This window comes from Corynebacterium sp. (assembly GCF_030535495.1).
Taxonomy (GTDB): domain Bacteria; phylum Actinomycetota; class Actinomycetes; order Mycobacteriales; family Mycobacteriaceae; genus Corynebacterium.
The window spans coordinates 1-10,799 of the sequence record NZ_JAUNRW010000075.1 but is presented as its reverse complement, the minus strand read 5'-3'; the positions used below and the strand labels follow the sequence as shown (position 1 = coordinate 10,799).

Annotated in this window: 11 protein-coding genes; 8 read left to right on the top strand and 3 right to left on the bottom strand. The window is 68.7% G+C overall.

From position 1 onward, the window contains the following. From Q4F73_RS09160 to Q4F73_RS09145, 4 genes are all read left to right on the top strand, one after another. Positions 1 to 1,566 (top strand): class I tRNA ligase family protein (locus Q4F73_RS09160; RefSeq protein WP_303359045.1); only part of this gene is annotated, 1,566 nt, incomplete at its 5' end. Between the two features lie 17 nt (positions 1,567 to 1,583). Next, the gene (locus Q4F73_RS09155) at positions 1,584 to 3,083 is read left to right on the top strand and encodes a folylpolyglutamate synthase/dihydrofolate synthase family protein (RefSeq protein ID WP_303359047.1); all 1,500 of its coding nucleotides are present in this window, start codon (positions 1,584 to 1,586) and stop codon (positions 3,081 to 3,083) included. Next, complete coding sequence (locus tag Q4F73_RS09150; protein ID WP_303359044.1) at positions 3,080 to 3,502, top strand: DUF4233 domain-containing protein; 423 nt, start codon at positions 3,080 to 3,082, stop codon at positions 3,500 to 3,502. Before Q4F73_RS09155 ends, Q4F73_RS09150 begins: the two co-directional genes overlap by 4 nt. Before the next feature lie 109 nt (positions 3,503 to 3,611). Then, entirely contained in the window at positions 3,612 to 4,505 is an 894-nt protein-coding gene (locus Q4F73_RS09145) for a type IV toxin-antitoxin system AbiEi family antitoxin domain-containing protein (protein ID WP_303359043.1), read from the top strand. 7 nt (positions 4,506 to 4,512) lie between these two features. Here Q4F73_RS09145 and Q4F73_RS09140 read toward each other — a convergent pair whose 3' ends face one another. Continuing rightward, positions 4,513 to 4,971, bottom strand: a complete 459-nt coding sequence (locus Q4F73_RS09140) for a carboxymuconolactone decarboxylase family protein (RefSeq protein ID WP_303359042.1) — start codon at positions 4,969 to 4,971, stop codon at positions 4,513 to 4,515. Then, positions 4,971 to 5,993 (bottom strand): pirin family protein, encoded by a 1,023-nt coding sequence (locus Q4F73_RS09135; protein WP_303359041.1) that lies wholly within the window; start codon positions 5,991 to 5,993, stop codon positions 4,971 to 4,973. The genes Q4F73_RS09140 and Q4F73_RS09135 overlap by 1 nt, the downstream gene beginning before the upstream one ends. A 65-nt stretch (positions 5,994 to 6,058) precedes the next feature. On the opposite strand from Q4F73_RS09135, the gene Q4F73_RS09130 reads away from it, so the two are divergent. Together Q4F73_RS09130 and ndk are read left to right on the top strand one after the other, a co-directional pair. Next, positions 6,059 to 6,367: a hypothetical protein gene (locus Q4F73_RS09130; protein ID WP_303359040.1), complete on the top strand. Its 309-nt coding sequence runs from the start codon at positions 6,059 to 6,061 to the stop codon at positions 6,365 to 6,367. Between the two features lie 11 nt (positions 6,368 to 6,378). Beyond that, positions 6,379 to 6,789 (top strand): nucleoside-diphosphate kinase, encoded by a 411-nt coding sequence (gene ndk, locus Q4F73_RS09125; protein WP_303359039.1) that lies wholly within the window; start codon positions 6,379 to 6,381, stop codon positions 6,787 to 6,789. Positions 6,790 to 6,830: 41 nt separating this feature from the next. On the opposite strand, the gene Q4F73_RS09120 is transcribed toward ndk, so the two are convergent. Then, positions 6,831 to 7,526 (bottom strand): hypothetical protein, encoded by a 696-nt coding sequence (locus Q4F73_RS09120; RefSeq protein ID WP_303359038.1) that lies wholly within the window; start codon positions 7,524 to 7,526, stop codon positions 6,831 to 6,833. Positions 7,527 to 7,756: 230 nt separating this feature from the next. Between Q4F73_RS09120 and Q4F73_RS09115 the strand changes: the two genes are divergently transcribed. Together Q4F73_RS09115 and Q4F73_RS09110 are read left to right on the top strand one after the other, a co-directional pair. Next, on the top strand, positions 7,757 to 10,537 hold the full coding sequence (locus Q4F73_RS09115; RefSeq protein WP_303359046.1) for a translation initiation factor IF-2 N-terminal domain-containing protein: 2,781 nt from the start codon (positions 7,757 to 7,759) through the stop codon (positions 10,535 to 10,537). A 180-nt stretch (positions 10,538 to 10,717) separates the two neighbouring features. Further along, the coding region (locus tag Q4F73_RS09110) for a bL21 family ribosomal protein (protein ID WP_276785738.1) at positions 10,718 to 10,799 on the top strand (82 nt) is incomplete at its 3' end.

Below are 10,799 nucleotides of genomic sequence, written 5' to 3'. Positions count from 1 at the left end.
CGCCTGTCGCTGCAGTGGTTCGTCAAGGTCGAGGAACTGGCGCAGATGTCCGGCGACGCCATCCGTTCCGGCGACACGACCATCCACCCGCAGTCCATGGAGCCCCGCTACTTCGAGTGGGTCGACAACATGCACGACTGGACCATCTCCCGCCAGCTGTGGTGGGGCCACCGCATCCCCATCTGGTACGGACCTGACGGCGAGATCGTCTGCGTCGGCCCCGACGAGCAGGCCCCCGAGGGCTACACCCAGGACCCGGACGTCCTGGACACCTGGTTCTCCTCCGCCCTGTGGCCGTTCTCCACCATGGGCTGGCCGGACAAGACCCCGGAGTTGGCCAAGTTCTACCCGACGTCCGTGCTGGTCACCGCCTACGACATCCTCTTCTTCTGGGTGGCCCGCATGATGATGTTCGGCACCTTCGCCGCGAAGATCACCCCGGAGGTGCTCGGTGCCGGCCGCGACGGTCGCCCCGAGATCCCCTTCACCGACCTCTTCCTCCACGGGCTTGTCCGCGACGAGCAGGGCCGCAAGATGTCCAAGTCCCTCGGCAACGGCATCGACCCCATGGAGTGGGTCCGCGACTACGGCGCCGACGCCCTGCGTTTCACCCTGGCCCGCGGCGCCAACCCCGGCGTCGACCTGCCCGTCGGCGAGGACGCCGCCCAGTCCTCGCGCAACTTCGCCACCAAGCTCTTCAACGCCACCAAGTTCGCGCTGCTCAACGGCGCCGAGGTCGGCGAGCTGCCCCCGCGCGAAGAGCTGACCGACGCCGACCGCTGGATCCTCGACCGCCTCGAGGAGGTCCGCGGGAGCGTCGACGCCTTCCTCGACGACTACCAGTTCTCCAAGGCCAACGAGGAGCTCTACCACTTCGCGTGGGACGAGTTCTGCGACTGGTACCTCGAGATCGCCAAGACCCAGCCCGGTGAGACCACCCAGCTCGTCCTCGGCCGCGTCCTCGACGTGGTGCTGCGCCTGCTGCACCCGACGATGCCGTTCGTCACCGAGGTCCTGTGGACGGCGCTGACCGAGCGCGAGACCATCGTCACCGCCCCGTGGCCCACCGCCGCCGACACCAACGGCGGGGCCGCCACCGATGAGGTCGCCGTGCGCCGCATCGCCGACGCCGAGAAGCTCATCACCGAGCTCCGCCGCTTCCGCTCCGACCAGGGCGTCAAGCCCAACCAGCCGGTCCCGGCCGCCCTCGACTTCGCCGCCGCCGACCTCGCCGCGCAGGAGGACATGGTCCGCTCCCTGGCGCGCGTCACCGCCCCCGAGGAGGGCTTCGCGGAGTCCGCCTCCATCGAGCTGCGCCTGTCGCAGGCCACCATCGCCGTCGCCCTGGACACCTCCGGCACCGTCGACGTCGAGGCCGAGCGCAAGCGCCTGGAGAAGGATCTCGCCGCCGCCCACAAGGAGCTCGAGGGCACCGCCAAGAAGCTCGGCAACGAGGCCTTCCTGTCGAAGGCGCCGGAGGCGGTCGTGGAGAAGATCCGCACCCGCCAGCAGGTCGCCCAGGAGGAGGTCGAGCGCATCACCGCCCGTCTGGAGGGGCTCAAGTGACCCGCAACGAGGAGGAGATCTACAACAACGCCGCCGACGACGAGGACCTCGAGGATCTTGAGGACACCGTCGAGGTCACCGACCAGGGCCTGAAGCTCAACATCGAGCTCGGGGACGTCGTTAAGCCGGAGCCGGTGGAGATCACCGCCGAGGACCTGGCCGAACTCGCGATCGTCGAGGCGGAGCTGGACACCCGCTGGCCCGAGACGAAGATCGACCCCTCCCTCAAGCGCATCGAGCTGCTCATGGATCTGCTCGGCTCGCCGCAGCACTCCTACCCGACGATCCACGTCTCCGGCACCAACGGCAAGACCTCGACGGTGCGCATGATCGAATCGCTCCTGCGCGCCTTCCACCGCCGCACCGGGCGCACCACCAGCCCGCACCTGCAGCTGGTCACCGAACGCATCGGCATCGACGGCGTGCCCATCCACCCGCGCGACTACGTGCGTATCTGGCGCGAGATCGAGCCCTATGTCGAGCTTGTCGACGCCCGCGTCGGCCGCATGTCCAAGTTCGAGGTCCTCACCGCCATGGCGTACGCCGCGTTCGCCGACGCCCCCGTCGACGTCGCCGTCGTCGAGGTCGGCATGGGTGGCACGTGGGACGCCACCAACGTCATCCAGTCCGACGTCGCCGTCGTCATGCCCGTCGGCATGGACCACACCGACTACCTCGGCGAGACCATCGAGGAGATCGCCGGGGAGAAGGCCGGCATCATCAAGTCCCGGTGGGACGCCGAGGACCTGCTCACCCCGCCGGACAACGTCGCCATCGTCGCCGAGCAGGACCCGGCCGCCATGCAGGTCATCCTGCAGCGTGCGGTGGAGGTCGACGCTGCCGTGGCGCGCGCGGGTGCCGAGTTCGGCGTCGTCTCCGCCACCGTCGCCGTCGGCGGTCAGCAACTCACCTTGCGCGGGCTGGGCGGGGAGTACGAGGACATCTTCCTGCCGCTGTCGGGCGAACACCAGGCGCGCAACGCCGCCGTGGCACTTGCCGCAGTGGAGGCCTTCTTCGGGGCCGGGGCGGGGCGGCCCCTCGACATCGCGTCGGTACGCAACGGTTTCGCCCAGGTCCAGTCGCCCGGGCGCCTGGAGCGCGTGCGCACCTCGCCGACCACCTTCGTCGACGCCGCCCACAACCCCCACGGCGCCTCCGCCCTCGGCGCGGCCCTGGACCGGGACTTCGACTTCCAGCGCCTCATCGGCGTCGTCGGCGTGCTCGACGACAAGGACGCGCGCGGGATTCTCGTGGCCCTGGAGCCCTATCTTTCGGAGGTGGTGATCACCCGGAATTCCTCTCCGCGGGCCATGGATGCGTACGATCTGGCCGAGTACGCCCGTGACATCTTCGGCGAGGAACGCGTCCACGTCGACGAGAACCTCACCGGAGCCTACGAGCTGGCGGTCGAACTGGCCGAGGACGCCGACATCCAGTCGGGTGCCGGTGTCGTGGTCACCGGTTCGGTGGTCACCGCGGGCGAGGCCCGTACCCTCTTCGGAAAGGACCCCGCATGAGCGCAGAACAACCCGAGGTCAGCCCCCTCGGCCCCGGTCACGCCCCGGAAAAGGACCCGATGAAGGGTATCCGCGGCGTCATGGCGGGCACCCTGTTCCTCGAGGCCATCACGATCCTGCTCATCCTCACGGTGATCCTCAAGGTCAACGACGGTATCTACTGGACCACCTTCAACTGGGGCTTCATCACCGCCGTCGGCGTCGCCCACATTCTCATGGCGTTCCTGCAGCGCTTCTCCTGGGCGCTGCCCGTCAACCTGGCGCTGCAGGCCGTGCTCCTGGTCGGCGGGTTCTTCGTCCACTATTCCGCGGTGATGGTGGCGGTCATCTTCATCATCGTGTGGTGGTATCTGCTGCACCTGCGCTCCACGCTCATCGAGCGCATGAAGCGCGGCTGGCTGACCACCCAGCACCTGTAGGCCGCAGCCAAACGTACCGCGAACCCCTTCCACGATCACTGGTGGAGGGGGTTCGCGGCATTCTTTGCCGCGGGGGAACCTTCCGGGCGTCGGCGCAGTCTAAAAAGGTATGACTCAGCTACCCACCGACCGTTCCATCTTCACCACCCGGGAGCTCGGCGAGGCCGGCATCAGCAGGCACCGCATCCGCACCCTTATCCGACGCGGCACACTCCATCGCGTCACGCAGGGGCTCTACACCACCTCCCGCCCCCACGGAAGATTCCTGCTCGAGGCCCTCCAGCATCAACGCCCCGACGTCATCTTCACCGGCACGACCGCGGCACAGCTGCGCGGCGGCTACCGGATCACCACCCCGGTCACCGTGCTGGTGGCCCGCGACAGGACCTTCCGGTCCAGCGGAATCGTCACCGTGATCCGGGCGGAGCAACGCCCGTTCGAGCTTATCGACGACCTCCGCGTCGCCACCCCGCTCAGAGTCGCCCTCGACATCCCCGACGATCAGGCCGCGGTCGCGGTGCTCGACCGCGGGTACACGGGGCGCCGCGCCCGGGACCGGTTGGAGAAGGACCTGGAGGACTTTGGCCGGGTGCCGGCGCGGCTGCGGGGGCGGATCAACGGGGCGTCGATAGGCACGGACTCGGAGACGGAGCGGATCCTCTTCCGCGCGCTGCGGAAACGGGGCTACGTCTTCGAGTGCAACAAGCTGATCGGCAACTATTTCCGGGACGGGGTCTATGAGCCGGAGAAGGTGATCGTGGAGGTCCACGGGCACACGTACCACAACCACATCAACGTGCAGCTCAAGGACTACTGGAAGGCCAACGACGCGGTGACCCGCGGGTACCGGCACCTGAGCTTCTCCGACATCTGCATCGACATGCACCTGGAGCGGGTCGTCGACTGCATTGTCGCGGTGATCGAGGGCCGGGAGCGGGAGGTGGAGCTCATGGGGGCCTGGCACGTGGCCTGGGTGCAGCCGAGCGCCGTCGGGATGCGGTAAACGGTACCTACCGCGACAGCAGCGGGTGCCCCGACGCGATGGACACGCGGTTGAACGCGTTGATCATGATGATCGACCATTCCAGCGCGGCGACCTGCTCCTCGGCGAAGATCTCGCAGGCGGGCAATGCGGCGCGGGAGTTGTCCTGGCCGGCGGGCAGCAGCGTGAGCGTCTCGGCCAGCTCCAGCGCCGCCTTCTCCTGCTCGCTGAACTCGGCGACCATCCGCCAGGCGGGCAGGGCGTCGAGCTTGTTGTCGGGGACCCCGGCCTTGCGGGCGGCGGGGACGTGGATCGACAGGCAGGTGCCGCAGCCGTTGATCTGGCTGACGCGGACGGCGACGAGCTCGATGAGGGATGTCGGCAGATCGACGTCCGGGTAGAGCATCTTCAGCTTCTTCGACACCTCGGTGAGTGACTGGTAGATCTCGGGGTAGAACTTGTCCAGGTAGGGGGCTTTGCGGGTCATCAGATTCTCTCCTCGGGGCGGGCGACGGGGGCGGGGTTGCGGCGCGGGCGGATGCGGGCGTTGGGTAGCTCAGGCGCGGGCAGGCGCGTGAGGCCCTCCGGGTCGTGGCCGATGTAGCCCTCGGTGACGCCGAAACGCTCGTCCTCGGCCTGCCACTGGGCGCGGTAGTCCTCGATCTCGGAGTGGGTGCGGCCGATGAAGTTCCACCACATGAGGATCTCCTCGGTGAAGGGCTCACCGCCGATGAGCAGCATCCGCGCCTGCGTGGTGCCGTTGTTGCGGATGCGCAGACGCTGCTCGCCGACCCCGGTGTACGCCAGCTCGGTGGGCGCGACGGGCACGCCCTCGAGGTCGATGTCGCCGTGGTCGACGAGGAGGCCGTGCTCGAAGGCGGGGTCCACGTCGATGCTTATCGACGCCCCCGCCTCCAGCCGGATCTCCGCACCCACCAGGGGCGTGAACGTCTCCACGGGCGAGGTGGAACCGAGCAGGGAGCCGAGGAAGACGAGGACGTGGGCGTCGTCGATAAGCACGGGTTCGGGGGCGTAGTGATCGAAGCGGCGCGGGCCGTGGCGGGCGGTGTCGGGGAGCGCGGTCCACAGCTGGACGCCGTGGAGGATGGTGGTGGCCTGGGTGGTGACCTCGGAGTGGCAGATGCCGGCGCCGGCGGTCATGAGGTTGACCTCGCCGGGGCGGACGACGGCGTGGTTGTCGCCGGAATCGTGGTGGGTGATGGTGCCCTCGAAGAGCCAGGAGACGGTCTGCAGGCCGGTGTGGGGGTGCGGGGCGACGTCCATGCCGCCGGTGGTGGAGACGTCGTCGGGGCCGTAGTGGTCGACGAAGCACCAGGCGCCGATGAGGCTGCGCTGCTTCTGCGGGAGGGTGCGGTTGACGGTCATGGCGCGCGGGCCGCCGAGGGGGACGGGGCGGGAGGTGATGATCTCCACGCGGGCGCCGTCCGCGCAGTGCGGGGCGTCGGGGGAGAGGACCAGCTCCTCGGGGTGCGGTTCGGTGACGGACATGTGTCCACTCTAACACCGAAGTTGTTGACATGTACTCAAGTGGGTGCGGGGATAGGATGGCGGTCATGCGTGCCCTCTACCTCGGACTCGCCGCCGCCCTGTGCGTGGCGGCGCTCATCGTCAAATTCTCCGGCCTCCCCGACATCGCCGCCGTCCTCGCCCTGCTGGTCGCGGGCGTCTTCCTCGTGCTCGGCCTCAAGATGACCGCCGCCGGGCGTGAACCGGCACCCATCATGCTGGACGACGACAAGCGCGCAACACTGCGCGCCATGCTCGACCGCGGTGACGAAGGCGCGGCCGTGCGCCAGGTGCAGCTGTGGTTCCGCGACGCCACCCCCGAGTCCGCGCGCGCGGTGGTGCAGGACCTGCGGTAGAGTGTCCAACCATGACTGAACGCACTCTCATCCTCATCAAGCCGGACGGTGTCAAGAACGGCCACGTCGGCGAGATCATCGCCCGCATCGAGCGCAAGGGCCTCAAGCTGGCCGCCCTCGACCTGCGCGTCACCGACCGCGCCACCGCCGAGCAGCACTACGCCGAGCACTCCGACAAGCCCTTCTTCGGTGAGCTCGTCGACTTCATCACCTCCGCTCCGCTGGTCGCCGGCATCGTCGAGGGCGAGCGTGCCATCGAGGCATGGCGTCAGCTGGCCGGTGGCACCGACCCGGTCTCCAAGGCCACCCCGGGCACCATCCGCGGCGACTTCGCCCTGACCGTCGGCGAGAACGTCGTCCACGGTTCCGACTCCCCGGAGTCCGCCGAGCGCGAGATCAACATCTGGTTCCCCAACCTCTAAGCATGTGATCCGCCCAGGGCCGCCCCCCGCGTGGGCGGCCCTCAGCGATTCCGCAGTTCGCTGAGCACCCGCACGCCCACCGGAGTGATCTCCACGAGGTGGCGGGGGACATCGGCTCCGGCGTCGATGGTGGACACCCCCACCACCCCGACCTGCTGCAGCGCGCGGACCCCCTCCCGCAGGTCACCGACCTCGCAGTCCAGGTGCCGGGCCAGCCGCCACATCCGCGCCCGGATCCCGTCGACGGCGCCCAGGTCACTCAATCCGCGCAGCAGTCTCCGGTGTGCGGCGGCGGCCTCCAGGCGCGACAGCGTGGCGTCCTCCAGGGACGTCTGCTCCAGGGCGCGCCGGGCCCGCCGCTGTCCCAGGGCACGTGAGCGTCGTTCCTCCGAGTGGAAGGTCCACAGGATCACCCCGGTGACGGAGGCGAAGTAGAACGGCCACACGATCGGGGGAGTGGGCAGATCGGCCAACCCCGAACCCGCGAGGAACCCCAGCGCGCCGGGAAGGAAGGGGCGGATGTGGTCCCAGCGGGTGTAGTCGGCGTCCGAGGTGGTCTTCATGTCCATACCGCCGACCCAGATGTGGCGGGGCATCACCGCCAGCGTGCAGGCCACCGTCACCACCGCCGCCACCAGGCCCGTGAGCACCATCCCGAGGTGGATGAGCGTGAAGACGGCGGCGATACCGAGACTGGGTACCAGCGCCCGGGACAGGGAAACCGGCGGGTTGTTCATGGGCACCCACGCTAGACGGGCCTTTCGTGTGCCACAATGGAACGCGGGTCGCAGTGATGCGGAACCCGGAAGTATTGCACAACTGAATACCTTCAGACCGAGACAGATTTTGCGGTCGGCCCCTGTGCGGCGGCGGCGAGGATTCTCGCCAGCGCCCGGGGAGCCGATCGACCACAACTACAGGAGTATTCGTGGCTGATTCCACTGATTCCAAGAAGAAGCGGCGTGCCGTGCGCCGCACCACCACCGAGGCCGCTCCGAAGGTGCGCGTCCATGCCCTGGCGAAGGAGCTGGGCACGACCTCGAAGGAGATCATCGAGGTGCTCGCGGGGATGGACCTGAAGAAGGTCGCCCAGTCCACCCTGAGCGTCGAGGAGGTGGACAAGGTCAGGGCCGCGCTCGCGCCGGAGGAGCCTGACGAGGACCGGATCCGCACCCGGGTGCGCAAGAACGTGGCCAACGAGATCTCCCAGATCGAGGAGAAGGTTGAGTCGGATCTCGCCGAGCTGCTCAAGGAGCAGCCGGAGGAGGAGCTGCTCGAAGACGTCACGCCGGAGATCACCCCGAAGCCGGAGGATCCGCCTGCCCTGGTGCCCCTGTTCATGGCGCCGGGCACGGAGGAGGCCGAGGAAGAGGAGGAGGAACCCGCTGCTTCTCGACGCCGCCGTCGCGGCCGCCGCGGCGCCAGCCGCGGTCGGGGAGTGGACGAGGTGGAGGACGGGGGCGTCGATAAGCAGGAGCCGGAGGAGTCCGACGACGACCTGCCGGAGGAACCAGTCGCACTCAAGGGGTCAACGCGCCTCGAGTCGCAGCGCCGCCGCCGGGCGGAGCTGCGCGAGGAGGGGCGTCGCAAGAAGCACATCGTCTCGCAGGCCGAGTTCCTGGCGCGCCGCGAGTCCGTGGCGCGCACCATGGTGGTGCGCGAGCGCCAGCGCCATGATCACCCCGGCATGGTGACCCAGGTCGGCGTGCTGGAGGACGATCTGCTCGTCGAGCACTTCGTCACCTCGGAGGCGCAGGCGTCGATGATCGGCAACATCTACCTCGGCCGCGTGCAGAACGTGCTGCCGAGCATGGAGGCGGCGTTCATCGACATCGGCAAGGGCCGCAACGGCGTGCTCTACGCCGGTGAGGTCGACTGGAAGTCCGCCGGTCTCGGCGGGCGTTCCCGCAAGATCGAGCAGGCGCTGAAGTCCGGCGACCAGGTGCTCGTGCAGGTGAGCAAGGACCCCGTCGGGCACAAGGGGGCGCGTCTGACCACCCAGATCTCCCTGGCTGGCCGCTACCTGGTGTACGTGCCCGGTGGCCGCAGCGCCGGCATCTCCCGCAAGCTGCCCGGACCCGAGCGCAAGCGCCTCAAGGAGATCCTGTCGAAGGTGGTGCCGGGGCAGGGTGGTGCGATCATCCGCACGGCCGCCGAGAACGTCTCCGAGGAGGCCATCGCGGCGGATGTCGACCGCCTGCACCGCCTGTGGGAGGACATCCAGAACCGCGCGGACTCCGAGATCAACTCCCGCGGATCCAAGCCCGTCACCATGTACGAAGAGCCGGACATGCTGGTGAAGGTGGTCCGCGACCTGTTCAACGAGGACTTCACCTCGCTGGTCGTCGACGGCGACCGCGCGTGGAACACCGTCCACGCCTACGTGAAGTCGGTCGCCCCGGACCTGCTCGACCGCCTGCAGAAGTACCAGCGCTCCGCGCATGAGGGCCTCGACGCCTTCGCCCAGTTCCGCGTCGACGAGCAGCTGCAGAAGGCCCTCAACCGCAAGGTGTGGCTGCCCTCCGGTGGTTCCCTGGTCATCGACCGCACCGAGGCCATGACCGTCGTCGACGTCAACACCGGCAAGTTCACCGGCTCCGGCGGCAACCTCGAGGAGACTGTCACCCGCAACAACCTGGAGGCGGCCGAGGAGATCGTCCGCCAGATGCGCCTGCGCGACCTCGGCGGCATGATCGTCGTCGACTTCATCGACATGGTCCTGCCGGAGAACCAGGAGCTCGTCCTGCGTCGCCTCAAGGAGGCCCTCGGCCGCGACCGCACCCGCCACCAGGTCTCCGAGGTCACCTCCCTCGGCCTGGTGCAGATGACCCGCAAGCGCCTGGGCACCGGACTGCTGGAGACCTTCTCCACCGAATGTGAGCACTGCGCCGGACGCGGGCTCATCCTCCACGACGACCCCGTCGAGGAGCCGGTGGAGATCCCCGAGAAGTCCCGCAAGAAGCCGCAGGAGCACCCGGCCGCCCGCGCCATGCAGCGCGAGGAGTCCGCGGAGGAGGAGTCGGGAGCGGATTCCGACATCGAGGAGCTCGCCGCCTCCGTCGTGGTCACCGAATCCGAGGATGCTGAGGATGCCGGGGATTCCGGGGATGCTTCTCGACGCCGCCGTTCCCGCCGCGGCCGCCGCGGCACCAGCCGGGGCCGGGAGACGGTTTCCGAGATCTCCGAGATCGAAGACATCGTCTCCGCCGCCCTCGACCATGCCGGCGAGGAGGACCCGGATGAGCCCACCGGCGCGGACTACGTGCCGGAGAAGTCCTTCCAGCAGGCGGTCGCCGATTTCGACGCCTCCCCGCGTCGCCGCCGCCGCACCCGCGGTAACTCCCGGTCGGACCACCGCCCGCAGTCCGAGGATTTCTCAGGTTCCGAGTCCAGCGGCCCGGCCGAGGAGAAGACTGCGGAGCAGGAGGAGGGCGGTCGCCGCCGTCGCCGGCGGGCCACCCGCAGCCGGGCTCCGGAGAAGCAGGAGCAGCAGGAGCAGCAGACGGAGAAGACTGCCGAGAAGCCTGCGGAGGAGCCGCGTTCCAACCGGCCCTCCGAGGTGTCCTCGGGCGCTCCTTCGGCGACCCGCTCGCGGGGCCGTCGTCGGGCGGTGCGTCGGACAACGACCGCGGCCGAGCCGTCGAAGCCGGTGACAGCCGCAGAGAAGCAGGCCCCGGTGGAGGACGGTGGCGTCGAGAAGCGAGGCCGTGGACGCCGCCGCGCGACGCGGCGGACCAGCAGCCGCTAGCAGCGGTTTGTCTTTTGGACCCCCTACGGGGTAGTCTTTGACAGTCGCTGTTTTGGGGATATTGCGCCGTCTGATCTTAGCAGGTCAGGCGTGCTGCTGCCCCGGAACGCAAGTGAAATACGTCCATCCAGGTGCGCGGTCGGCGGGCCTGATCCGAGTTTAGATAAGGGGTAACCCTCTATGTACGCGATCGTCAAGACCGGCGGCAAGCAGTACAAGGTTGCCGAAGGCGACCTCGTCAAGGTCGAGAAGATCGAGGGTG

What these genes read in the sequence shown, in the direction of transcription:
- Q4F73_RS09140 (WP_303359042.1), bottom strand. Translation starts at nt 4,971, where the DNA reads ATGACCCGCAAAGCCCCCTACCTGGACAAGTTCTACCCCGAGATCTAC.
- Q4F73_RS09120 (WP_303359038.1), bottom strand. Translation starts at nt 7,526, where the DNA reads ATGAACAACCCGCCGGTTTCCCTGTCCCGGGCGCTGGTACCCAGTCTC.
- Q4F73_RS09150 (WP_303359044.1), top strand. Translation starts at nt 3,080, where the DNA reads ATGAGCGCAGAACAACCCGAGGTCAGCCCCCTCGGCCCCGGTCACGCC.
- Q4F73_RS09145 (WP_303359043.1), top strand. Translation starts at nt 3,612, where the DNA reads ATGACTCAGCTACCCACCGACCGTTCCATCTTCACCACCCGGGAGCTC.
- ndk (WP_303359039.1), top strand. Translation starts at nt 6,379, where the DNA reads ATGACTGAACGCACTCTCATCCTCATCAAGCCGGACGGTGTCAAGAAC.
- Q4F73_RS09135 (WP_303359041.1), bottom strand. Translation starts at nt 5,993, where the DNA reads ATGTCCGTCACCGAACCGCACCCCGAGGAGCTGGTCCTCTCCCCCGAC.
- Q4F73_RS09130 (WP_303359040.1), top strand. Translation starts at nt 6,059, where the DNA reads ATGCGTGCCCTCTACCTCGGACTCGCCGCCGCCCTGTGCGTGGCGGCG.